21 protein-coding genes are annotated in these 22916 nt (G+C 60.3%); 7 read left to right on the top strand and 14 right to left on the bottom strand.

Annotation, left to right across the window (positions count from 1 at the left end):
* Positions 1–101 precede the first annotated feature (101 nt).
* The 5 genes from ACXHRN_RS08745 to ACXHRN_RS08725 form a co-directional block, all read right to left on the bottom strand.
* A complete protein-coding gene (locus ACXHRN_RS08745; RefSeq protein ID WP_488640930.1) occupies positions 102–899 on the bottom strand; it encodes an SDR family oxidoreductase in 798 nt (265 codons plus the stop codon).
* A 73-nt stretch (positions 900–972) separates the two neighbouring features.
* The gene (locus ACXHRN_RS08740; RefSeq protein WP_488640929.1) at positions 973–1980 is read right to left on the bottom strand and encodes an ABC transporter ATP-binding protein; all 1008 of its coding nucleotides are present in this window, start codon (positions 1978–1980) and stop codon (positions 973–975) included.
* A gap of 34 nt (positions 1981–2014) precedes the next feature.
* Complete coding sequence (locus ACXHRN_RS08735) at positions 2015–2875, bottom strand: carbohydrate ABC transporter permease (protein ID WP_488640928.1); 861 nt, start codon at positions 2873–2875, stop codon at positions 2015–2017.
* 3 nt (positions 2876–2878) lie between these two features.
* A complete protein-coding gene (locus ACXHRN_RS08730; RefSeq protein ID WP_488640927.1) occupies positions 2879–3772 on the bottom strand; it encodes a carbohydrate ABC transporter permease in 894 nt (297 codons plus the stop codon).
* Positions 3773–4175: 403 nt separating this feature from the next.
* Positions 4176–5435 (bottom strand): ABC transporter substrate-binding protein, encoded by a 1260-nt coding sequence (locus tag ACXHRN_RS08725; RefSeq protein WP_488640926.1) that lies wholly within the window; start codon positions 5433–5435, stop codon positions 4176–4178.
* A 198-nt stretch (positions 5436–5633) separates the two neighbouring features.
* Here ACXHRN_RS08725 and ACXHRN_RS08720 point away from each other — a divergent pair, with 198 nt between their 5' ends.
* The 5 genes from ACXHRN_RS08720 to ACXHRN_RS08700 all read left to right on the top strand — a co-directional run bounded on the left by ACXHRN_RS08720 (position 5634) and on the right by ACXHRN_RS08700 (position 10478).
* Positions 5634–6671: a Gfo/Idh/MocA family protein gene (locus ACXHRN_RS08720; RefSeq protein WP_488640925.1), complete on the top strand. Its 1038-nt coding sequence runs from the start codon at positions 5634–5636 to the stop codon at positions 6669–6671.
* The gene (locus ACXHRN_RS08715; protein WP_488640924.1) at positions 6620–7438 is read left to right on the top strand and encodes a GntR family transcriptional regulator; all 819 of its coding nucleotides are present in this window, start codon (positions 6620–6622) and stop codon (positions 7436–7438) included. The genes ACXHRN_RS08720 and ACXHRN_RS08715 overlap by 52 nt, the downstream gene beginning before the upstream one ends.
* Before the next feature lie 91 nt (positions 7439–7529).
* The gene (locus tag ACXHRN_RS08710; protein ID WP_488640923.1) at positions 7530–8534 is read left to right on the top strand and encodes an SIS domain-containing protein; all 1005 of its coding nucleotides are present in this window, start codon (positions 7530–7532) and stop codon (positions 8532–8534) included.
* Positions 8535–8546: 12 nt separating this feature from the next.
* Positions 8547–9446 carry an N-acetylglucosamine kinase gene (locus tag ACXHRN_RS08705; protein WP_488640922.1) on the top strand — a complete coding sequence of 300 codons (900 nt, stop codon included), beginning with the start codon at positions 8547–8549 and terminating at the stop codon, positions 9444–9446.
* 108 nt (positions 9447–9554) lie between these two features.
* Positions 9555–10478 carry an adenylate/guanylate cyclase domain-containing protein gene (locus ACXHRN_RS08700; protein ID WP_488641864.1) on the top strand — a complete coding sequence of 308 codons (924 nt, stop codon included), beginning with the start codon at positions 9555–9557 and terminating at the stop codon, positions 10476–10478.
* Between the two features lie 4 nt (positions 10479–10482).
* Here the strand turns inward: ACXHRN_RS08700 and ACXHRN_RS08695 are convergent, their stop codons facing one another.
* Positions 10483–10890 carry a GFA family protein gene (locus tag ACXHRN_RS08695; RefSeq protein ID WP_488640921.1) on the bottom strand — a complete coding sequence of 136 codons (408 nt, stop codon included), beginning with the start codon at positions 10888–10890 and terminating at the stop codon, positions 10483–10485.
* Between the two features lie 185 nt (positions 10891–11075).
* On the opposite strand from ACXHRN_RS08695, the gene ACXHRN_RS08690 reads away from it, so the two are divergent.
* Positions 11076–11834, top strand: coding sequence for a hypothetical protein (locus tag ACXHRN_RS08690; RefSeq protein WP_488640920.1), 759 nt, complete (start codon positions 11076–11078; stop codon positions 11832–11834).
* Between the two features lie 257 nt (positions 11835–12091).
* On the top strand, positions 12092–12451 hold the full coding sequence (locus ACXHRN_RS08685; protein ID WP_488640919.1) for an endonuclease domain-containing protein: 360 nt from the start codon (positions 12092–12094) through the stop codon (positions 12449–12451).
* Positions 12452–13259: 808 nt separating this feature from the next.
* On the opposite strand, the gene ACXHRN_RS08680 is transcribed toward ACXHRN_RS08685, so the two are convergent.
* The 8 genes from ACXHRN_RS08680 to ACXHRN_RS08645 all read right to left on the bottom strand — a co-directional run bounded on the left by ACXHRN_RS08680 (position 13260) and on the right by ACXHRN_RS08645 (position 22893).
* Positions 13260–14621 (bottom strand): NAD-dependent succinate-semialdehyde dehydrogenase, encoded by a 1362-nt coding sequence (locus tag ACXHRN_RS08680; RefSeq protein ID WP_488640918.1) that lies wholly within the window; start codon positions 14619–14621, stop codon positions 13260–13262.
* Positions 14622–14650: 29 nt separating this feature from the next.
* The gene (locus ACXHRN_RS08675; protein WP_488640917.1) at positions 14651–15475 is read right to left on the bottom strand and encodes a sugar phosphate isomerase/epimerase family protein; all 825 of its coding nucleotides are present in this window, start codon (positions 15473–15475) and stop codon (positions 14651–14653) included.
* A 54-nt stretch (positions 15476–15529) separates the two neighbouring features.
* Positions 15530–16705: a dihydrodipicolinate synthase family protein gene (locus ACXHRN_RS08670; protein WP_488640916.1), complete on the bottom strand. Its 1176-nt coding sequence runs from the start codon at positions 16703–16705 to the stop codon at positions 15530–15532.
* A gap of 3 nt (positions 16706–16708) precedes the next feature.
* A complete protein-coding gene (locus ACXHRN_RS08665; protein WP_488641863.1) occupies positions 16709–17857 on the bottom strand; it encodes a Gfo/Idh/MocA family protein in 1149 nt (382 codons plus the stop codon).
* A gap of 167 nt (positions 17858–18024) precedes the next feature.
* On the bottom strand, positions 18025–18732 hold the full coding sequence (locus ACXHRN_RS08660) for a TetR/AcrR family transcriptional regulator (protein ID WP_488640915.1): 708 nt from the start codon (positions 18730–18732) through the stop codon (positions 18025–18027).
* 244 nt (positions 18733–18976) lie between these two features.
* Entirely contained in the window at positions 18977–19738 is a 762-nt protein-coding gene (locus ACXHRN_RS08655; protein WP_488640914.1) for a copper chaperone, read from the bottom strand.
* Positions 19739–19768: 30 nt separating this feature from the next.
* Positions 19769–21757 carry a primary-amine oxidase gene (locus ACXHRN_RS08650; protein WP_488640913.1) on the bottom strand — a complete coding sequence of 663 codons (1989 nt, stop codon included), beginning with the start codon at positions 21755–21757 and terminating at the stop codon, positions 19769–19771.
* A gap of 89 nt (positions 21758–21846) precedes the next feature.
* Entirely contained in the window at positions 21847–22893 is a 1047-nt protein-coding gene (locus ACXHRN_RS08645) for an extracellular solute-binding protein (RefSeq protein WP_488640912.1), read from the bottom strand.
* Between the last annotated feature and the right edge of the window lie 23 nt (positions 22894–22916).

Raw genomic sequence — 22916 nt, 5'->3', positions numbered from 1 at the left:
TAAACAACCGTTTTTTAAGTATCTCGGTCGCATCCAGACTGAAATCTCGGAGTATCTATCTGGCGTCGCTGCCTTTTTGACCTAATATCTGGCAACAACGTTTAGCTGTAGCGGCCGACATTGGGCGCGCCCGGAACGGCCTGTTCAAGGTCGATCAAAGCGCCGGTCAACAGTCCTGAGAGATCGCTGAGTAGGAAAAGCGTCAGGTGCGCCACCTCGTCCATCGTCAGCAACCGCTTGAGTGGCAGGCCGGCGGCAACATCCCGTTCCCAGCCGGCGCCCTTGCCCAGCGTCTCCCCCTGCATGCGGTTTTCGTTCGGCGTCGCCGTCCAGCCCATATTGATGCCGTTGACACGTATGCTCTCGGAAAGATGGGCGTTGGCTGCATTGCGAGTCAATGTCGCGAGCGCGCCCTTGGTGGCGGAATAGATGGCGAGATCAGGTGTGCCACAATGAGAATTGGTCGACAGGATATTGACGATGGCGCCCGGTGCCCTGCGGGCCAGCATGTCGCTGATCACGCCTTGCATCAGGAAGAACGGCGCTCGCGCATTGACCGAAAACAACCGCTCCCAGTCGTCGCTCGTACCGTCGAGCAGCGATGCCCGATCGGTCGAGGCTGCGGCGTTGACCAACAGGTCGATCCGGCCGAATGCCTCTATTGTTCCTGCCACGATCTTACCAGGTGTATCAGCGTCGCAAAGATCGGCAGGGATGTAGAGAACCCGGCAACCGTGTGCCGCAAGTTTGGCTTGCATCGCCTGCCCGGCGGCGGCATTTCGCCCACAGATGGCAATCGCCTCGACACCGCATTCCGCTGTGCGCTCGGCAATGACGGAACCGAGCCCCTGCGTGCTGCCGGTCACCAGCAGCACTTTTCCTGCCAAATCGATCTGCAAGCCAACCTCCCGAATGGAATTGCATGTCCATCCCGGAAAACTGCTTGCGGCAATGCTGAGTGTCAAGTTGCCATCAATGAGCGACAGGCATGCCCCCGGCATCGAAGAGATGGTAGTTGTCGCCCAGAGGCGAAAAGCCCAGCACCTCGCCGGCGCGATGAAACGACTTGCCGCTCTGGCGGATGATGATCGGCTTGCCGGCATCCATGTCGATGTAGATGTAGGAATCCGGTCCCAGATTTTCCGAATGCACCACCTTGCCCGACCAGACGCCACCGGAAGGCTCCACCACCAGATGCTCCGGCCGCACGCCAACGGTCGCCGCCTTGTAGCCCTCTGCATTCCTGCCGGTCATGAAGTTCATTTCCGGAGAGCCGATGAACTGCGCGACAAACAACGTCTGCGGCGTCTCGTAGAGCTCCATCGGCGTGCCGACCTGCTGGACGACCCCATCGCGCAAAACGACGATACGGTCGGCCATGGTCATCGCCTCGACCTGGTCGTGGGTGACGTAGACCATGGCGGTGTCATCGAGGTTCTTGTTGAGCTGTGCGATCTCCATGCGCATCTGCACGCGCAAGGCGGCATCGAGATTGGAAAGCGGCTCGTCGAACAGGAAGACCTTCGGGTTGCGGACGATCGCCCGGCCGATCGCCACGCGCTGCCGCTGACCACCGGACAAGGCGCGCGGATGGCGCTTGAGATAGGGCGTCAGCTGCAGCTTGTCTGCCGCCGCCGTCACCATCTCCCTGATCTTGTCCTTGGGTATCTTCTGCAGCTTCAGCGAATAGGCCATATTGTCGTAAACGGTCATGTGCGGATAGAGCGCATAAGACTGGAAGACCATGGCAATGCCGCGGTTCGACGGCCCTACATCAGTGACATCGACGCCGCCGATTTCCAGCGTGCCTTCGGTGATGTCCTCAAGCCCGGAAATGCAGCGCAGCAGGGTGGACTTGCCGCAGCCCGACGGGCCGACAAAGGCGACGAATTCGCCCGACTTGATCTCGAGATTGATGTTCTTCAGCACTTCGACCGCGCCGTATCGCTTGAAGAGATTGCTGATTTTCAAATCGGCCATGGGGCACTCCATCGAATAGAAAGGACTGGCATTCTCACTTGCCGACACCCTGGCTGAGGCCGCGAATGAACTGGCGCGAGAAGATCACGTAGAGAACGACTAGCGGCACGATGCCGAGCGTCAGCGCCGCCAGCAGCGCGGGATAGTCGTTCATGAACTGGCCGACGAATTGCTGCACGCCCAGCGTCACAGTCTGGTTCTGCTTGCTGGGCGCCAGGATCAGTGGGAACCAGAGATCGTTCCACACCGGCAGCATGGTCAGCGTGGCGACCGCAGCGAGGCCCGGCTTGACGATCGGCACGGCGATCAGGAAGGTTCGAAATTCCCCCGCCCCGTCCATGCGTGCCGCCTCCTTGAGCTCGGTTGGCACGGTGCGGAAATAAGCCACCATCAGCGTCACGGCGATGGGTATGCTCATCGCGGTGTAGACGAGGATGAGCGACGTCAGCGTATCGACCAGATGCCAGGCGATCATGATCTCGAGGATCGGTACCGTGCCCAGCCGGATCGGCAGCATGATGCCGAGCACGAACAGCCCGGCCAGCACCGGCGCCAGCCGCACCCTGTACTCAACCAGCGCAAACGCGGCGAGCGCCGAGGTGACCACCGTCAGCACAATCGTCGTCACTGTGACGATGAGGCTGTTGGTGTAGTTGCCGACGATATTGCCGCGTGTGAACACACGGAAATAGCCGTCGATGCTGAAGGTCTTGGCATTCGGCAGATCGAACGGTCCGAGGAAGATACCGGGTGTCGTCTTGAACGAATTCAGAATGACGATCGAGATCGGCCCGAGCGCCAGAGCCACGAAGAAAATCAACAGAGCATGCACGACGATCCGGTCGGTCGACCAGGCCGATTTGCGCTTGCGGGTTTGGGATGGGGTTGCGGTCATGGCTCAGATCTCCACTTGCTTCAGGCGGCGGAGAACCAGCCAGAAATACACTGCGGTAACGGCAAGGATGAGCATGAAGATCACCGTCGCCACGGTCGCGCCAAGGTCGAGGTCGGCCACCTGCCCGCTCGAACCGAAGAACGTGCGATAGAAGAATGTGCCCAGGATATCGGTGCTGTAGTTCGGGCCGGGTGCCGATCCGTTGAGCGCGAAGATCAGGTCGAAGCCGTTGAACGTCCAGATATAGGTGAGGATGACGATCAGCCCGAATTGCGGTGCGATCAGCGGAAACTTGATACCCCAGAAGATCCGCCAGTTACCGGCACCATCAAGCCTTGCCGCCTCGACGATATCCTCCGGCACAGAGATCAATGCGCTGTAGAGAAACACCATCGGAATGCCGACATATTGCCAGACCGACATCAGCGAAATCGTCGGTAGTGCCGTCATCTCATTGCCGAGCAGCGGAAAATCGACCAGCCCCCACAGCGGATTGATGATCAGTCGCCAGATGAAGCCGACAATCACCACAGACAAGGTCGCGGGAATGAACAGCAGCGTTCGGTAAACGCCTTCGGAGCGCTTCAGCAGGCCCGAGGTCAGCAGACCAGCCATCAATAGGCCGATCGGCACTTCGACGATCAGATGGATGGCGAAATACTCGAAATTGTTGAGCAGCGCGTTCCAGAAACGGGCTGATGTGACCGGATGGGTAAAGAGATAAACGTAGTTCGCGAAGCCTACGAACACACTCCCCGGCCCGCTCGTATCGAAGAAACTCATCACGATTGATGCGATTAGTGGCAGGACGGCGAAAGCCAGGTAGATCAACAGCGCCGGCAGGACGAAAAGGATCAGGCTCCAGCGGGCGGTGGATTGTTTGCTGGGGTTAGCCATTACGAACACCGCCGTCTACTGCGAGCATCGAACGTCGAAAACCGGCGGCTACGGCTTGCTCCCTCTTCTCCCCAGCGGGGAGAAGTGCCGAGCAAAGCGAGGAGATGAGGGGGTCGGCAGTCGATATCGGTGCAAGCAGCCCCCTCATCCGACCCTTCGGGCCACCTTCTCCCCGCTGGGGAGAAGAGGCAGCAAACCAAGCAGCGCTGAGCGATGGCTCGAATGGAACTATCCTGCCCCTAATCGGAGGCGCGCTAAGGCTCGATCCGGGTGCTCCCGGAGCACAATCCATCGAAATATTCACCACCGTCACACCAGTCTCCGTAGTCCAAACGCAAATAGTAGATAAGAATTGGGCCTCATGTGCCACCGCGAAGCGACACACGAGGCCCTACACTGTCACTTATTTCTGCTGCGGACCGTACCAGGAGGACAGGCCCTTCTGCAGCTCGGCCGTAGCCTTTTCAGGCGTCACGTCAGCGCCGTTCATCATCGTCTGCAGCACGCGCCAGGTTTCGTCGTCGAGCGGCGGATTGCCGGCCGACAGGCGATCGAGCGCAAGCCGCGGCGTCAGCTTGGCACCGGTCTTCAGGTCGGCCCATTTCTGCGCCAGCGCATTCTTGTAGGTGACCTTCTGGTTGCTCATGGCGAAGAAGCCGGGAGCTTCGTTGACATAGAGCTCCTGGAATTCAGGACCCGCCAGCCAGTTGACGAAGGTCTTGGCGGCATCCATGTGGGCGCTCTTGGAATTGATGCCGATTGCCATGTCAGGCATTTCCTGCATGTATCGATCGCCGCCATCCGTTGCCGCCGGCGGAGCGAAGGCGCCGACATTCAGGCCGGTCGAGGTCACCTGGTTGATGTCCCAAGAACCATCCGGCAGGATCGCCGCCTTGCCGATGGTGAAGAGCTGCGTCATGTCGGAATAGTTCAGGCTCTGGTAGCCATTCGGCAGGAACGGTTTCCATGCATCGAATGCCTTGAACGCTTCCACGAATTCCGGATCCGTCAGCTTCTTCTTGCCGTCGATCAGGCCGAGCCGGCCTTCCTCGCCCTTCCAGTAGGTCGGACCGACATTGTAGAGGCCGTTATAGGCCAGCTGCCAGGAATCGGCCGCGCCATAGGCGAGTGGCTCATACTTGCCGCTGTCCTTGATCTTCTGCAGCACGGCGATGAACTCGGCCTGTGTCTTGGGAGGCTGGATGCCGAGTTCGTTGAAGATATCGATATTGTAGAAGAAGCCTGCGAGAACGGCGGCGACCGGCAGGCAGAAGGACGTGCCCTTGTCGTCGGTCCAGGCGGCGCGCGACGTCTCGTCGAAATTCTTGAGGCCTTCGAGGTCCGTCAGCGGCGCGTAATAGCCGCGCTTGATCCATTCGCGATTGACGTCGAACGGACGGCAAGTGATCAGGTCCGGGCCTGCACCCGCTTCCATCTGTGACTGGATGGCGGCGTTGTATTCATTGGTATTGATCGGGGCGAATTCCACCTTGATGTCGGGGTTCTTCGCCTCGAACGCGGGCAGGATCTTGTCCTGCCAGACGGCGAGGTCTTCCGTCCGCCAGCTTCCCAGCTTCAGGGTGACCTGCTCAGCCATCGCGCCACTGGAAACCAGCGTCGCGATGGCAAGGGCGCACCCCATCAAACCATGCTTTGAACGCATTTCTTATTCTCCCCTTTGAAAGGCTAAAAATTTCTCCCGTCGCAGCCCCACTCCCGAAACTGCGATCTACGGGCCAGACGATACCTCTCAATACCAGTTGTGACAAGTTATATTTTTTCTTTCCCATTTTTGTATCATGTGGTATGCGGTCAATCCATGTGTTATGGCATGAACGAATAGCATTGAGGGAGGACGGGAATGATTGGTGTCGGCTTGCTGGGGTCAGGCTTCATTGGTGACTGCTATGCGGATTCGCTGCTCGACGTGCGCAACGCGCAACTGGTCGCCTGCTATTCGCGCAGCACCGAACGGTCCACAGAATTCGCCAAGAAGTGGGGACCGGATGTGACGGCCCATGCGTCGATGGATCAGCTTTGCGCCGACCCGAATGTCGATATCGTCGTCATCGCCCTGCCCAATGAGGTCCACCTCGAGGCAACCCGCATTGCAGCCACGCATGGCAAGGCCGTCATCTGCACCAAGCCGCTGGCCCGCACCGAGAAGGAAGCGGCCGAAATGCTGAAGATCGTGCTCGATGCGGGTATCTGGCACGGCTACGCGGAAAGCGCAGTCTTCTCCCCCAAGATCGCCAAGGCCTATGACATGCTCAAGGCAGGCGGCATCGGCAAGCTGTTGACCATGCGTGCCCGCGAAGGCCATTCCGGCCCGCATGCGCCGCATTTCTGGGACGCCGAGACGGCCGGCGGCGGCGCGCTCCTTGACATGGGCTGCCACACCGTCGAATCCGCCCGCCATTTCTTCGGCAAGGACAATCCGGTCATCGAGGTGATGGGCTGGGGCGCAACCATGGTTCACTCCGACAAGACGACGGGCGAAGATGCCTGCATCGTGTTGCTGAAATTCGCCGGCGGCGAACTTGCCACGCTCGAATCGTCCTGGATCGAAAAGGGCGGCATGCAGTTGCGCCACGAGCTGGTCGGCTCCGAGGGTCGGATTGTTACCGACAGTTCCGTCGGGCCCGTCTGGGGCTTTGTCGGCAAGCCGGTCGGCTACACCGTCGAGAAGGCGGACAGCGAAACCGGCTGGGTCTATCCGGTGCCGGAAGAAACGCGCGCCTACGGCTTTTCCCAGCAGATGCGGCATTTCGTGGATTGCTTCGTGGCAAAGAAGCCGCCGGTGGAAACCTATGAAGATGGTGTTATCGTCAACAGGATCATCGACGCGTGCTATCGCTCGATGAAGACGAAGCAGTGGGAAAAGGTGGCGGTGAACTGATGGTCAGCAAGGTCGGCACAACAGCGCCCCTGGATGAGAATTCGCCGGAACCGCTGTGGCAGCAGGCTGCCAGGGCGATCACCCGCGAGATCGCATCGGCAAAGCTCACATCAGGCAGCCGCCTGCCGCCGGAGCGCGACCTGCTGACCCGGCTGTCGATCAGCCGTGTGACCCTGCGCAAGGCCCTGCACAGCCTGGTCAACACCGGGGTGCTTGTGTCGTCTCATGGCCGCGGCTGGTATGTCGCCACCGAAGCCCATCAGGAGTTCCCGCAAACGCTGGAATCGTTCAGCGAGACGGCCGCCCGGCTCGGCCTCGTGCCCTCCTCCGACGTGCTGCGTGCCCAGGAGGCTCCGGCCACGCTCGACGAGGCAGAAGAACTCTCGGTCGCGCCCGGCTCGCCGCTCTTTCATCTCGAGCGCATCCGCCGGCTCGATGGCGTGCCGGTGGCTGTCGACGTCTCGTATTTTCCGGCCATCCGCGGCCTTGATGTCTCGACGGTGGATTTCAGCACCGCTTCGCTGTTCCGGTTGCTGATGGATGCGGGCTTCGATCTTGCCCGCGCCGATTCGACCATCGAGGCGCGCGCGGCGGATTTCACGCTGGCCCGTCATCTCGGCATTGAGGTCGGCATGCCGGTGCTCGCCATGTGGCAGCTGATCGAAGACAGCAACGGCAGGCCAGTCTGCTCGTCAAGCATCACCTATGCGGGCGACCGCTATCGATTAAGGACTTCGTTTTCCCGCATCGGAAAATCAGGCGGATAGCGTCGCAGACAACACAACGATTTTAGACACGCGGACATGGTTCGCGGGCCCGGACCAACACGGGCCGATGACAGACTTTAGGAGACTGCAGGTGATCAAAGGATACATAACCCTTGCCGAGGCACGCGCCGCGCAGGCCGATGCGCTCGAAGCGGCCGTCAGCCGCGTCAGTGGCGAGGTTCGCAGCGCACAGGCCGACGGCAAACTTGCCGGGCCGGGCCCTATCTTTCTCGGCATTGGCGCAAGCTTTGCTGCCAGCGCCGCAGCTGTCTGGACACTTCGTGCCCGCGGCATCCACTCCTGGCGCCTCAATTCCGGCGAATATCCGTTGCCCTTTCCGACGACACCGCATCCTCTGGTCGGCGTCTCCCAGAGCGGCAAGAGCGCGGAGACGCTCGCGGTCTTCAACACCATCGATCGAGCCCTGCGTATCTCGGTGGTCAATGTGCTGGAATCGCCGATCGCCAATATTTCCGCTGCCAATATCTCGCTGGGCGGAATCCCCGACAGCTACGCCTCCACCATCGGCTACACCGCCACGATCATGGCGCTCGGCATGATCGCCGAAGCCTGGGATGGTGGCGCGATTGACCCGTCCTGGTCCGCCCTGCCCGCAGCCTTCCGCATGCTGGAATCAACGCTCAGCCGGGCCACCGGGCCCCTGATCGACAAACTGGCTGCCGCCACCTATCTCGATTGCGCCTCCAGCGCCGCCTCGGTCGGCTCGGCCGAAGTCGGCTCGCTGCTGTTTCGCGAAATCGCCCGCCTGCCCTCGACCGGCATGTCGACGCGGCAATATCTGCACGGCGCGATGGAATCGGCCGGCAAGGGCGTGCACATCCTGTTCGGCGAGGAACGTGAGGCCGATCTCGCCCGGACATTGGCGCGCGCCGGCCACGAGACGATCCTCGTCAGCCCGTTGGACATTGCCGCCGAACCCCATCTCGACCATATTGCCATCCCGGCTCTGTCGGCGGCGCAGCGGCCCATTCTCGAATCGCTTGTTATGCAGACGCTGGCTGTCGAAACCGCCATTGCCCGCGGACACGATCCGGATGCCTTCGTGTTCCACCACAACGATACCAAGGTCGCCTAGGGAATAACCGGTATGAAAGACTGCATCATCGCGCTGGATATCGGCGGCACAAAGGCGCATCTCGTGATCGAAACCGTGGATGGCAAGCGCCTGCTGGACACGCAGATCCCCAGCCAGGACTGGGATGCCGAGCCGATCGACCAGGGCGCCGCCTGGCTGGCCGGCAAGCTCAGGGCGAATGTCCCGTCCGACATCAACATCGTCTCCCTGGCCTTCGGCGCGCAGGGAATCAACAGTTCAGCCATCGCGCGCGACCTCAAGGCAGCCCTTGCGACGCATGGCTACCACGCCACCGTCGTCAATGACGCAGCCCTGATCGTTGCGGCGGCGGGCTTCGATAACGGCATCGGCATCATCGCCGGCACCGGCGCCATCGGCATCGGCAAGGATGCATACGGCGCCCACATATCAGCCGGTGGCTGGGGTGCCGTCATCGGCGACGAAGGCGGCGCCGCAGCTCTGGTGCGCGAGGCATCGCGAGCGGCGCTGAAGGCGCTCGACGAAGGCAAGCCGGACGACGGCTTGCTATCTGCACTGATCGCGGATTTTGGCGTCAGCGACGCCGAACGGCTGACGCGCCGCGTCAACGACGACCCGACATCGGAAAACTGGGCGCCACATTGCCCTGCAGTGTTCGCGGCCGCCGAGGCCGGCTCGGCACTCGCTAACAAGGTGATCGTCGAAGGCGCGCAATGCCTCGCCGCGCTCGTCGGCCAGTTGCTGGCGCGCGGTGCGGTCGGCTCCGAGGTGGTTGTGGCTGGCAGCGTGATCGTCAACCAGCCGAGGCTCTATGATGCCTTTGAGCGGGCCGTTCACAAGGCGCATCCGCAGCTCAAGGTCCGCAAGCTCACGGTCGGCCCGGTCGAGGGTGCAGTCTATCTCGCGCGCAAGACTCTCGCAAAAGCTGCTTAGCAATTGCAAAACTTCGTGCTGTGGTTCTTTAAATCCTGCCCCTGATACCGCATATCTACCTGCGACCACTCTATGCGGAGAGCGCAGATGAACGAGAGGCACGGACATATGGCCGAAACGCGTCGCAAGCTGACGACGATCTTCTCTGCCGACGTGCAGGATTATACGCGCCTGATGGGCGCCGACGAGGAAGGCACGCTTGCCACCCTCAAACGCTATCGGGAGTTGATGGGTGGATTGATCGAGGCCCATGGCGGGCGGGTCATCAATACCTGGGGCGACGGGCTGATCGCGGAGTTTCCGAGCGTTGTCGAGGCCGTACGAACGGCCATTGACGTTCAGAACGAACTGGCCGGCCTGAATGCCTCGCGCCCTGCGGATGGTCAGATGCTGTTCCGCATCGGCATCAATCTCGGCGACATCATCGTCGACGGCGACGATATCTATGGCGACGGCGTCAACATTGCCGCGCGCCTGCAAAGCTCGGCGCAACCGGGTGGCATCGTCATCTCCCACACCGTCTACGACCAGGTCCGCAACAAAATGTCGGTCGGTTTCGATTTTCTGGGAAATTTGATCGTCAAGAATGTCAGCGAAGGCGTCCCCAGCTATGCGGTGCTGATCGGTGATGCGGCCGGAGATGCACCCAAGGAACGGCCACACGATTTTTTCCAGCAGCCCGAGCCGCAGAGGGCGGTCGCGGAAAAAGAGGTGGTGGTGTTCACACCGGGCAGCGCCAGAATGTATGGTCTGCTGCTGGTGATTTCGATCGCGCTCGTAGCGATCAATCTGCTGGCCTCAAGGGACTCGTTCTGGGCGAAATGGCCAGTGCTCGTTCTGGCCTTTATCGCCGCGCTCCAATGGGCACGCAGCCAGAATTGGTTCGACCGGCGGACAACCGTGCTGATCGTTACCGGCCTCGGCGTAACAGCGATCAATATTCTGTCCTGGAGCGGAACGTTCTGGGCGCAATGGCCGCTGCTCGGAATAGCGATCGCCATCGCTATTCGCTGGTTCGCCTTCCGCCGCTAGCTGATCACAGATGCCGCACCTCGGCTGGCGTCGATCCCCAGTCGTCGTGGAGGCCATCATAGTAGGTCACCGGCGCCACCATCAGCTCGTCGAGATCGACGCCGTCAAGACAGGCAACATTGATGTTGTAGTACTTGGCTCCGGTCATGTTGGGCACATCGACCCATTCGAACGGCCTTATGCCGCAGGTCCGGCAGAATGTGTGATGCGCCACCATGTTGGTGAGCTGGTAGTCGGCAATGCTGGTCTCATCGCAGAGCAGCCTGAAGACCTCCGGCTTGGCATCCACGCTCCACAGCCGCGCCTTGGTGCAGAAGGTGCAGTTGCACTTGCCGGTGCCGGCGCTGATATCGACATCCACCTCGAACCGAACTGCGCCGCAATGGCACCCACCTGTATAGGTCTTGAGCATCCGCTGGTCCTCCCCCACAAAGCCATCCACATGATATGCCCGATGACATCAACGGTTGCAATTTCTGGCAACTGTTTTTCAAGATCCGTCTCAATTATCTCGAGCGCGTGAATATTCCAGCCGCGGCAACGTCCTAGGTTAGGACCTCAGAATCGGATTTAGCGCACGGAGCACACGGAGTTGGCATGAAGCGATATTTCCTACCCACGATCACTTGCCTGCTGTTGTTCAGCGGGAAGGCCGTTGCAGGTTGGTATCATGTAGAAAATTACATCGGCTTTGTCGGGCCGGATCCCGTCCACTTTTCCGTACAGCGATACGACGGCTTCGGAAGCGGCATTACCGCCGAGGGCAGCTATTTCTATGATGCCAAGCGAAGCCCTGCGGCGATCTACGGCAAGGCCAACGGCACCAGATTGGAACTTTGCGAAATAGCCGACGACAGGGAATTTCACCAGAAAATCATCATGGGTTCCAAAACGCCCATCGACACCAGCACCTGCCCGCTTTCACTCGACATCAACGAAAGCGGCGCGACCGGCACCTGGAACAGGGGTACTGCGAAATATCCCGTCACACTCAAGAAGGTGGGCATGCTGGACGATACCGGCCCCGGCAAGGTCGAGGGAACGGTCGAGATTCCCTTCTGGGCGCAGACCAAGAAACACATGTTTTCCGGGATTTACACCAGCCGTGAGACCGGCATCTGCATGGAAACACTGCAGATCATCAACAAGCGCAGCAGGAAGGTCGACCAGACCATCCATTTCAAAGACGACGACATCTGCACCTCGGGAACGCTGATGACGACGATCTACAGGAACGTCGAAAAGGATACTCCGAACGGCGACGCGATCTATGTGAATTTCAGCAATAACAGCGCCGGATATTCGGTGGATTATGTCTATGATCGCAAGGCGGGGAAATATGAGCTGAAGCGGTGAGGATGCTTGGGCGTCGTGAGCGCACTACCCCTCACCAAGCGCCCCCAAGCGATCGGCTCTGCCTCTCGCGGGCTTGCTATCCTCTCCCACAGGGGGAGAGGTGGGGAGGATGCGCCGCCGCGACTTTGCCTCTCCCCTTGTGGGAGAGGATACGCAGGCCGAGTGGGCGGAGCGAGCTCTTGGCCGGAGTTGGTGAGGGGTGAACCGCAACGCCAAATCCAGTTGCACAGTTCAATTTTTCGCGTCACTACTTTGCCATGCCCCATCATGAGCCACCCGAACAGCATCGAAAATCTGCTCGCGCCATGCGGATCGACTCGACCAAGGCCGAGGAAATGCTCTGGCGGCAGTTGAAGGGCCGCCAGATCGGCGACGCGAAATTCAGACGACAGGTTCCACTCAAGGGCTTCATTCTCGATTTCGTCTGCTTCGATGCCAGGTTGGTTGTCGAAGTCGACGGCAGCCGGCATGCGGAAAGCACAAGAGATATAGTGAGGGATGCCCTGTTTCGGGCAGAGGGTTTTCGCGTGCTGCGGTTCTGGAACGAGGAGATCGAGAAAGACCTCGATTTTGTCGTCAGGAAGATTTTGGCGGAGTTGCATGGTACCGTGGGGTGAGTGCTCGTCGGGCGTTCAAAGCACCCCTCACCAAGCGCACCCAAGCGATCGGCTTACGCCTCTCGCGGGCTTGCTATCCTCTCCCACAGGGGGAGAGGTAAAGTCGGAGCAGCGCCGCAGCTCTGCTTCTCCCCTTGTGGGAGAAGAAGCAATTTCATCGGCTTAGCGATTGCGCCCGGAGAGGGTTCCTCGAAGCACAACAGTTCGCGCAATTGCTAAACGATAGAAATTGCAGATGAGGGGCTCATGAGGCAAATCATCGTCAATCGTATGAAGCGAAATACACCAACATTATCAATATATTACCTGCAAATATCCCCGCCCTCCAAACTCCGCCTATACTGATTCCCGTCCCATCACGGATACACTGTCAGGCGTGACAGCGAGGTGGGGTCGGTGCCTGGTTGGAGAGGACGACGTAAATTCTCTTTCCGGGGGCCTGTGAGAAACGGAGCCCTCTCCGGCGGCGTTCGAAAGAGCGCGACTGGCCGCGGACGTGCCTTAGAGGCACACATCTCCCCACCGGGCGCACTGTCGCGGTGGGGAAGCAGAGCTTCAGGTTCACAGGCAAAAACCACCGAAACGGGGCGCATCATGCGCCATATATTTATTACTTACGAGGCGACTGATGCGCCCCGGCCGTATCTGCGTTTGTGAAGCAAATCGCTCTGCGTTTGCGCAGCAGACAAAACCCGACAGGCTTCAGCGAAGCTGATGCCGAAAGGGATCGAAACCCACACCACGGACGGTAACCCCGCCGCGTGAACGCTCTTTCACATCTTGAATCCACCTTGTGCATCGACAGCTTTCAGCCGCCGCGCCACACCAGCTTGGCATTGGTCAGTTCACGTGCGCCAAGCCCGCCGAGTTCGCGGCCGAAGCCGGAACCCTTTATGCCGCCGAATGGCGCGCGCGGGTCCGAACGCACGAAATCGTTGATGAACACCGCGCCCGCCTCGATCCTTGAGGCCACACGGTCGGCGCGCTCCGGATTGCCGCTCCAGACAGTCGCCCCGAGACCGTATTCTGTGTCGTTGGCCAGCGCAATCGCCTCATCCTCGTCCTTGAAGGTGAACAGCATCGCCACCGGCCCGAAGAACTCCTCGCGCGCCACCTTGGCATCATGCGGCAATCCAGACAGCACGGTCGCTTCGTAGAAATTGCCGGGTCCGGCGATCGGCTTGCCGCCAACCAGCACTTTTGCGCCGGCCTTGACCGCGTCATCGACCTGCCGCTGGACATTGTCGCGGATATCGCTGCGCGCCAGTGGGCCGAGCTTGGTTGCGGCATCCATAGGATCACCCACCGGAATCTTGCCCACCGCCTCGACAAAGGCCTTGGTGAAGCGCTCAGCGATCGACTCCTCTATGAACAGGCGCTTGGCGGCAATGCAGCTCTGGGCATTGTTGGAATACCGCGACGTCACGGCCATCTGCACCGCCTTGTCGAAATCGGCATCGGCAAACACCAGGAACGGGTCGGACCCACCGAGTTCCAGCACCACCTTCTTGCCCAGAGAACCGGCCTGCTGGGCAACCGTCTGGCCGGCCAGCGTGCTGCCGGTTACCGTTACTGCGGCAATGCGCGGATCTCCAATCACCTTTGGTGCCCGCTTCCGGTCGATGACCAGATTGGTATAGAGCCCCGCCGGCCCGCCCGCATCGAGCACCAGCTTCTCGATCGCCGCTGCGCAGCCCTGCACGGTCTCGGCGTGCTTGACGATCACCGTGTTGCCGACCAAGGCAGCAGGAATGAAGAACCGCAGCACCTGCCAGAACGGCAGGTTCCACGGCATGATGCCGAAGATCGGGCCGATCGACTGGTAGATGATCTTCGACGGCGTGCCGGGGACCACCTCGTCAGCGATATAGGCCGGACCGTCGGCGGCAAAATGCCGGGCGCCGAACGCTGATTTGTTGACCTCGCCCTTGGCCTCGCTGAACGGCTTGCCCATTTCCGAGACGATCAGCGCGGCGTACTCGTCGGCGCGCTGTTCCAATAGGTCGGCCAGCCGGATGAGGAACGCGGTACGCTCGGCAATCGGCTTTTGCGACCAGCTCTTCCATGCGTCATGGGATTGCTGGATCAGGCGTTCGACCTCGGCATCGCTCTGCTCCTCATAGGTGCCGATCAGCGCGCCGGTCGTCGGATTGTGGGATTGAAAGCTCATGTCCGTCTCCTCCAGGTTCTCAAATTTACTCAGCAGACAGTCTGAAACCGCTCGACGCAGGTCTTCAGGACCTCACCGCCGGACCGCTTCCACCAATTGTTCGTCGAGAAGATCTCGACCTCCTGCGGGCCGGAAAAGCCGGCCTTCTCGATCACGCCACGGATGCGCTTGAGATCGATGACGCCGTCGCCCATCATGCCGCGATCCAGCAAAAGGTCGGTGGTCGGCACGAGCCAGTCACAGATATGATGCGCGAGAATCTTGCCTCGGTTGCCGGCGCGACCGATCTGCTCGTGGAGCTTCGGGTCCCACCAGACATGATAGACATCGACCGCAACACCGATGCCATCGCCCAGCAGGTCGCAAATATCGAGCGCCTGTTCGAGCGTATTCACGCAGGCGCGGTCGGCGGCATACATCGGATGCAGCGGCTCGATCGCCAGCGGTACGCCCGATGCCCTAGCATGCGGGAGGATCGCTGCCATGCCCTCGGCGACCATCTCTCTTGCGTGATGAATGTCCTTCGAGCTCGCCGGCAACCCGCCGACCACCAGCACTAGGCAATCCGCATACAGGGCCGCCGCCTCGTCGATGGCACGGAGATTGTCGTCGATGGCCGCCGCCCGCTTTTCCTTGTCGGCGGCGGGAAACATCCCACCGCGGCAAAGCCCGGTCAGCCTGAGATGATTTGCCTCGACGATGCGCACGGCTTCCGCGAGCCCAATCTTGTGGATCTGGTCGCGCCAAGGCGAGATCGCCGTGATGCCGAGCTCCAGACAGGCATCGACCGCCCCGTGGAAATCATACTGCTCGCGCACCGTGGCGAGATTGATGGATAGGCCTTCGATGGCCATTCTGGCATTCCTCCCGAAATAAATGCGTTCCCGCCCTTGAGGGCGGGTCGTGCCTTAGAAAACACCGGCCGTGGCCAGCACGGCTTTCATTCGTTGGGCCGCAAGATCCGGGTCCTGCAGCACCCGCGCCTGATCCGCGAGCCGAAACAGTTCGGCGAGATGGACGATGGAACGCGTGCTCTGCTGGCCGCCCAGCATGTGGAAATGGTTCTGGAAGCCGTTGAGATAGGCGAGGAAGACGACGCCGGTCTTGTAGAACCTGGTCGGCGCCTTGAAGATATGACGCGACAGCGGCACCGTGGGCGCTAACGCGGCATGGAAGCCATCGAGATCACCCTGGGCCAGCCGCGCCAGCCCGGCGCTGGCCGCCGGCGCGATCGCATCGAAGATCCCGAGCAGCGCATGCGAAAAGCCATGCTCGTCGCCCTCGATCAGTTCGGCATAATTGAAGTCGTCGCCGGTATACATCTTCACCCGGAGATCGAGCCGCCGGCGCATGGCGATCTCCTTCTCCGCCGACAGCAGCGAGATCTTCACGCCATCCACCTTGGCGGCGTTGTCGTTGATGACATCAACGGCGGTGTCCATGGCTTGCATGAGATCAGACGATCCCCAGTAGCCCGCTAGCGCTGGGTCGAACATATCGCCGAGCCAATGGATGATCACCGGCTCTCTGACTCCACCGAGAATGCGATTGTAGACCTTGATGTAGTCATGGGGCCCCTTGGCAGCCGCCGCCAGCGCCCGGCTCGCCATCAGGATGATCCGGCCGCCCTCGCCTTCGACAAACGCCACCTGCTCCTCATAGGCGCGAATGACATCATCGATCGTCACGTCAGGCCCCGGGGCCAGATGATCTGTACCGGCACCGTAGGCAATCAGCGCATCCGAGCGATTGCGCGCCGCCGACTGCAAATGCCGGATCAGTTCCTGCGCGCCTTGCCAATCCAGCCCCATGCCGCGCTGCGCCGTATCCATGGCTTCAGCAACGCCGAGACCGAGATCCCAGAGATGCTCGCGAAATGCAATCGTCCGCTCCCAGTCAATATTGCGGTCAAGCCATGGGTCGTTGTTGGCGAGCGGATCGACAACGATGTGTGCTGCGGCATAGGCAACCCGGTTGAACCTGTGACCGGAGGCAGGTCGCCTTGGCGCCGCGATCGGAGTGTTGACAACAGCATAATCGACAATGCTGCCATCGAGGCCCGGAAGATGAAGCGTGACGGGCATCGATCAGGCCACCTTCAGCGCAGCAGCACCGCTAAGCGAGGGAACATCGATCCAGCGACGCTCGGCCCAGCTTTTCTGTGCGAGTTCGGCGAGTTGCACGCCCTTGGCGCCTTCGCGCAGCGAAAACTTCCATGGCGCGTCTTCTACGACATGGCGAAGAAAATCCTCCCACTGCGCCTTGAAACCGTTCTCGAAACCTTGCGTTTCCGGCACCTCGTCCCAGGTTTCGAAGAAGTTGATCGGCTGGGGCTGGTCAGGATTCCAGACCGGCTTCGGCGTATTGACGCGATGCTGCGTCCAGCACTTCATCAGGCCGCAAACTGCGGAACCATGCGTGCCATCGACCTGGAAGGTCACGAGATCGTCGCGGCGGACGCGCACTGCCCAGGACGAATTGATCTGCGCAACCACTCCGCCTTCAAGCTCGAATGTCGCATAGGCGGCGTCATCGGTGTCGGCCTTGTAGGTCTTGCCGTTTTCATCGACGCGGCTCGGAATATGGGTGGCGCCGTAGCAGCTCACCGCCTTGACCTCGCCGAACAGGCCGTCAAGCACGTAGCGCCAATGCGGCAGCATGTCGAGGATCATGCCGCCGCCATCGGCCTTGCGGTAGTTCCACGACGGCCGCTGCGCCTTGACGCCCCAATCGCCCTCGAAAACCCAGTAGCCGAACTCACCGCGCACCGACAGGATCTTGCCGAAGAAGCCGCTGTCGCGCAGCAGCGCAATCTTGCGCAAGCCGGGCAGATAGAGCTTGTCCTGTACGACGCCATTCTTGACGCCACGCTCTTCGGCATAGGCGGCGACCGAGAGAGCCTCGTCGAGTGTCTCGGAAATCGGCTTTTCGCAATAGACATGCTTGCCGGCAGCAATGGCCTTCTTGAGTAGGGCCACGCGCATCTGGGTGGAGCCGGCGTCGAAGAAGATCTCGTTATGCGGGTCGGCAAGCGCGGTATCGAGATCGGTGGCCACGCGGGCAATGTGATGCTTGTCGGCAACCGCCTGGATCTTGTCGAGGTTGCGCCCGACGAGGATGAGGTCGGGTATCAGCCTGTCACCATTGGCGAGCGCAAGCCCACCCTGATCACGAATGGCAAGCATCGAACGCACCAGATGCTGATTGTAACCCATGCGTCCGGTAATGCCGTGCATGATAATGCCGATGGACTTTGTCGCCACCCGAATTCCTCCACATAAATAACTATACAGTTACAAATTGGCACCAAAAAATTCAGCTGTCAACCGACAACGAGCAAAGCACCTGGCAAGCCAAATGCGCATCGGCAGAATCAGGAAATGGAAAGAAAAGAGCGACGCGCTTAACCGCGCAGATAGGCGAAGATCACATCGATGATGTGCTCGCCCCAAGCATCCACTTCCGATTTCTCGGAAAGATTGCGCGCGAAGATAGTCGACAGCGTCCAGCGATTCGTCAGGAAAAACGAACCGAGTGCCGCGATGCTCATGTAGATCTTCACGGGGTCGAGCCCCTCTCGGAACTCACCTGTGACGACACCCCGCGCCAAAAGCCCATGGATCTCGCTGACCAACGGGGAATTGAGTTCGAATATCCGCGCCGAACGCTTGAGGAACTTCGCCTTATTGAGATTTTCCGTGCCGAGAATTCCCAAGAACTCCGGGTGCTTCAGGAAATATTGCCACGTAAAAACAATAAGTTCCCTCATGCCTTCAGTGGGCGTCTTTTCCGACAGATGCAGCCGGGCCTCCGCCGAACGGATCGCCACGTAGCTGCCTTCGAGCACGGCGATATAGAGCGCATCCTTGCCGCCGAAATAGTGATAGAGCATCCGCTTGTTGATGTCGGCCCGTGCCGCGATCGCATCGATCCGGGCACCGCCATAGCCGCGCTCGGCGAATTCCTTGGTGGCGGCGGCCAGGATCGCGGCACTGGTCCGCTCGGGATCGCGGGAGCGCGAGCGCTTGCTGGACGGCGCTGCGCCGGCTGAACTCGGCGATGCAGCATCGCTAGTCCCCTGGCTGCCTTCGGCTGCAACTGTCTCGTTCATCCCGATCCTCGATTGGCTTCCTGCGGTTCACTTCTTGCCGCATATACAGGGAGTGTTACCCGATCGACGCATGCATGCACAGCCCCTCAAGAACTTCGAGCATTAGTAACCATATAGTTATACAATAAACAAGGAAGTACTCCTGCCGGAATGACCACCCCGGCATGGCACCTGATAACGTTCGAGGCTGTACGAGCTGGATACGCGGTCTACCTCTCGATGTCGGTTGAAGCGCATGTTCCGATCACAGCATCGCTCCGGCCAGTGACAGGCTGCCGGCGGTCAACAGCCCGATTGCCGAAAATGCCGCCAGCTTTTCACGCAAGGGCGATAAGGTCTCCAGCATCATCCAGAGCGAAAGCGCAGCCATCCAGAGGACACTCATCGAACCCACCGCAAACTGGACTGCAATCATCGCCACGCAGCAGGCGATCGATCCGCAGCCATGTGAAAAACCCGCAGACAGCGATGCTGACCGTCCCCGCCGATAAGCGCTACAGCCGCGAATCTTTCCCAGATGCTGCAAGGCCGGATAGAGCGCGGCAGCGATCAGCAACATCCCGCGCGTGGCGGGATCGACGCCGCGTGTATCGTCACTGAGCCAATCGGAAATCTCCAGCACCCATTGCAAGACGCCAGCGCCAACCGCCAGCCCAAGCACCACGCCAAGATAACCGCAGAGAAAAGCCAGGGCAGATCGGCCGGACACCGCTTGAACTGCGTCGCCACGCAGCAATCCCAGCACCGCGACTGGAAGCAGCATCGCGACCATCATGCAGGACCACATGGTGATGAGCGAAAACACCCGTTCATCACCGCCGGCGGGAGCAACGATACCCAACGCCGCCTGCCCGCAAACCAATCCCTCGAGCATCGGCGCGAAAGACAGCATGGCCGACCAGGCCAGCGCCGCCGTCAGCGCGCAACCTGTCAGCACCATTTGCATCTGCCTGTCCCTCCACACCACCATCAGCGTCATGTTCTCACCATGGAAGATTGCACCCATCTGCCCAACCGAGCAGGCAGGATTTGCAGATCAGCTGCAGCAACTGCCTTTCGTGTCGCCGGCGAGCACGCTTGCGGCATTCATGCTCGGCGGCAGGTTGTTGGACGGGTTCATTTCGAAAAAGCCAGCAGGGGCCAGCGAAAAGCCGCAGGAAATGCAGGGCTGCACGGGGAAGTCTTCTGGCCGGACAACGTGATGAAGGCCGAATGTATGCCAGAGCACGATATCGGTATTTTCCACCGAGCGATCCTGCTTGACGAGTTCCGCGAGACCGTCCTTGCCGTCCGAGTTGGCGACGAACTCGCCCGCCGGATAGCGCTCGCTTTCATTGAACGGCGTTACCCAGATGTGGTTGCGAATGAAGTTGGAACGGATGCCTGAAGGGCCGTCCTCCTGTATCATCGGCGTCACGCAATTGGGTGCGTGCAGCTTGTAGCCGACTGGCTTGCCGACATGGTTGAGCTTGTTGGGATTGATGACCTTCCAGCTGCGATGCGTCGAGGCATCGGCGCGACGAGCCGCGGCAAGCTCCGTCTTCAGCACCGTTTCCTCGGCATAAAATGCGTTGCCATGCGGATTGGTGGCGCTGGTCGACTCCATGTAGCTGTTGGTCTCGACGACACTGTTGCCGCCGCCGTCAACGGCCATGTCCAAGCGCGCGCAGAACACGTGCTGGTGTATCGGGGCGCCGAGGCCTGGCTGGATCTCGACCGAATACTTGTCGGGCTGGCCGGGATGGCAGGCATTGGTATTGACGATGCCGGTCGCTTTCATCTCGAATTCGATCTCGCCAGCCTGGCTGAGATACCAGTACTGTGCGTATTCGTAGTTGCCGACGGTGCAGATCGACGAGATCACCAGCTTGCGGCCACGATGCAGGACAGTGCGGCCGGTGCGGAAATCCCAGTGCTTCCACAACACGCCGGCATCCTCTTCGTGGATGCAGACGGCCTTTTCAATGGTCACGACCTCGCCCTGCAAGCCATTGACATGCGCATCGAGATACTGGATCTGGCCGAGGCAGTCGCAGCCGAGCTTCAGCGAATTGGTAAGCTTGCCGAAGCCGTACTCGCCGACGTCGAAAATGTTCTGGCGGGCATGGCCATAGAGCGGCGAACCGTAGGGCACGACAAGTTCGGCAATCGCCGCGCGGCGCAGGACTGACCGCCCGTCATAGCGGATATCATGCAGAACCAGGCCGTCGCGGGGGGTGAAGCCGATAGCCAGCGTCCACTTGTCCCAGGAGATCGCATGATCCCGCACGGTGAAGCTCACGCCTTCCGGCTGCACGACATTGAGGGGCTTCAGCGGCGCGTCCGGCGCGGGAAGGAATTCCGGATCGTAGTCGTAGCGCGTCATCGGGATCGGCGGGCAATCCGAATGCTCGTCAACGCGCAGCACTTCGCCGGTCTTGACGTCTATGACGGCATTCAGGCCCTCGATTGGATGCGCATAGTAATTGCCGAATTCAGCTACCCGTAGCCAGGAGAAGGTGTGCGAGATTAGTCGCCCCTCTTCTTCCTGATAGCCGAAATTGCCGCCCGACCAAGAGTCAACAATGACGCCGGTCATGTCGGTGATCCCGCGCCGACGGCAGGCCTCGATGAAGCGCGGATCGTTCTTGACGTTGACCTCGACGCTGCCCATCTGCTCGACCTGGAATCCAGCACGTGCGGTCGGGAAATGCTTGCGCGCGATGACCTTCTTATCCGCCAGCGACACGATCAGTTGCCAGACACCCGGCTTGTCGAGATGATTGACGTTGACGCGCGCCTCACGCTGCAAGGTCTTACCGTCGAGATGCAAGCGGTACTCAGCCGGCGTCGGCTCACGCAGATCGATGTTTTCGAACAGGACGCCAGTTCCGAGCTCGGGATCCGCCTTGACCACGGCGGCGGCGATGTTGATCTCGTCCGGCGTCAGTGGTGCCAGCACGTTGAGATGAGCGGGCGGCGGCGGAGCGGCAACGCCCTTGAGCGTCGTGGGATTGACGGCTTCGTTCATGATCATGTCCTTCATGCAGAGGCCGCCTCAAGCCTTTGGGATGGCCTTGGCGGCAGTTGATTGAACGGCATGCCGCTCGGGCCGGCATGCCTGAGATTGGCGTGTTACTGACGCAGCTCGGTCCAGATACGATCATAGGCGCGGGTTGCCTTTTCGGGGCAGGACGGCGCGAAAACGATCTTGAGGTCCTGCGGCGGGTTGAATTCCGGGGACTCGCCAGTTTCCTTGGGTAGGAACTTGTCCGAACCCATCACGGCACTCTGGTAGCCCGTGGATTTCTGCTGAAGCGCAATGTTCTCCGGATCCATCAGGAAGTTGAGGAACTTCTTGGCATTCTCCAGATCCGGCGCGCCTGCGGGCACGGCGACATTGTCCATCCAGCCGATCGCGCCTTCCTTCGGATAGACATACTTGATCGTGGATTTTTCGATCCGCGACGCCAACGCCTTGCCCGACCACTGCTGGTGCATCACGGTCTCGCCCGACACCTGGCGCTCGGTTGTGCCATCGGAATTGTAGACCTTCACGAATGGCTTCTGTGCCTGCAGCAGCGCGTTCAGTGCCTTGAGGTCATCAGCATTGGTGTTGCACTGGTCCTTGCCGAGATAAAGCAGCGCCAGCGACATCACCTCGCTTGGCGAGCCGAACATGCCGATCTTGCCCTTCATGTCTTCGGAGGGCTCGAACAGTGTCTTCAGCGTATCGGTCGGTCCCTTGTAGACGGCCGTATCAACCGAGAAAGACGTCGTGCCCCATACCCACGGCACCGTGTATTTGGCATCCGGGTCCCAGGAGCGTTTCTGCCATTTCGGATCGAGATTCTTGAAGTTCGGCATCGAGGCGACGTCGACATCCTGGAACAACTTCTGGTCGACGAAGATGGGCACGAAGTCATTGCTAATGATCATCACGTCATAGCCGGCGGCACCGGAGGAGAGCTTGGCGAGTGCCGTCTCGTTGGAATCATAGGTGTCTATCGTCACCTTGATGCCGGTTTCCTTCTCGAACTTCTTGACCATCTCGTCGGACGTGTAGTCCGTCCAGTTGTAGATATGCAGTTCGCCGGCATCGGCCAGCGCATGGCCCGGCAGCGCAATCGCGACACCGGTCAAAAGGCAGGCGGTGGTGAGCGACTTCTTCAGATTTTTCATTGTTGTTCCCTCTGTTGTTTTGC

The sequence above is a fragment of the Shinella sp. OV683 genome (assembly GCF_057787725.1).
The sequence above is the reverse complement of the archived record's forward strand: the minus strand, read 5'-3'. Positions and strand labels throughout refer to the sequence as shown.

Coding starts and splice junctions, on each gene's coding strand:
- ACXHRN_RS08740 (WP_488640929.1), bottom strand. CDS start 1,980: ATGGCCGATTTGAAAATCAGCAATCTCTTCAAGCGATACGGCGCGGTC.
- ACXHRN_RS08735 (WP_488640928.1), bottom strand. CDS start 2,875: ATGACCGCAACCCCATCCCAAACCCGCAAGCGCAAATCGGCCTGGTCG.
- ACXHRN_RS08730 (WP_488640927.1), bottom strand. CDS start 3,772: ATGGCTAACCCCAGCAAACAATCCACCGCCCGCTGGAGCCTGATCCTT.
- ACXHRN_RS08725 (WP_488640926.1), bottom strand. CDS start 5,435: ATGCGTTCAAAGCATGGTTTGATGGGGTGCGCCCTTGCCATCGCGACG.
- ACXHRN_RS08720 (WP_488640925.1), top strand. CDS start 5,634: ATGATTGGTGTCGGCTTGCTGGGGTCAGGCTTCATTGGTGACTGCTAT.
- ACXHRN_RS08705 (WP_488640922.1), top strand. CDS start 8,547: ATGAAAGACTGCATCATCGCGCTGGATATCGGCGGCACAAAGGCGCAT.
- ACXHRN_RS08700 (WP_488641864.1), top strand. CDS start 9,555: ATGGCCGAAACGCGTCGCAAGCTGACGACGATCTTCTCTGCCGACGTG.
- ACXHRN_RS08695 (WP_488640921.1), bottom strand. CDS start 10,890: ATGCTCAAGACCTATACAGGTGGGTGCCATTGCGGCGCAGTTCGGTTC.
- ACXHRN_RS08690 (WP_488640920.1), top strand. CDS start 11,076: ATGAAGCGATATTTCCTACCCACGATCACTTGCCTGCTGTTGTTCAGC.
- ACXHRN_RS08685 (WP_488640919.1), top strand. CDS start 12,092: ATGCCCCATCATGAGCCACCCGAACAGCATCGAAAATCTGCTCGCGCC.
- ACXHRN_RS08680 (WP_488640918.1), bottom strand. CDS start 14,621: ATGAGCTTTCAATCCCACAATCCGACGACCGGCGCGCTGATCGGCACC.
- ACXHRN_RS08675 (WP_488640917.1), bottom strand. CDS start 15,475: ATGGCCATCGAAGGCCTATCCATCAATCTCGCCACGGTGCGCGAGCAG.
- ACXHRN_RS08670 (WP_488640916.1), bottom strand. CDS start 16,705: ATGCCCGTCACGCTTCATCTTCCGGGCCTCGATGGCAGCATTGTCGAT.
- ACXHRN_RS08665 (WP_488641863.1), bottom strand. CDS start 17,857: ATGCACGGCATTACCGGACGCATGGGTTACAATCAGCATCTGGTGCGT.
- ACXHRN_RS08660 (WP_488640915.1), bottom strand. CDS start 18,732: ATGAACGAGACAGTTGCAGCCGAAGGCAGCCAGGGGACTAGCGATGCT.
- ACXHRN_RS08655 (WP_488640914.1), bottom strand. CDS start 19,738: ATGGGTGCAATCTTCCATGGTGAGAACATGACGCTGATGGTGGTGTGG.
- ACXHRN_RS08650 (WP_488640913.1), bottom strand. CDS start 21,757: ATGAAGGACATGATCATGAACGAAGCCGTCAATCCCACGACGCTCAAG.
- ACXHRN_RS08645 (WP_488640912.1), bottom strand. CDS start 22,893: ATGAAAAATCTGAAGAAGTCGCTCACCACCGCCTGCCTTTTGACCGGT.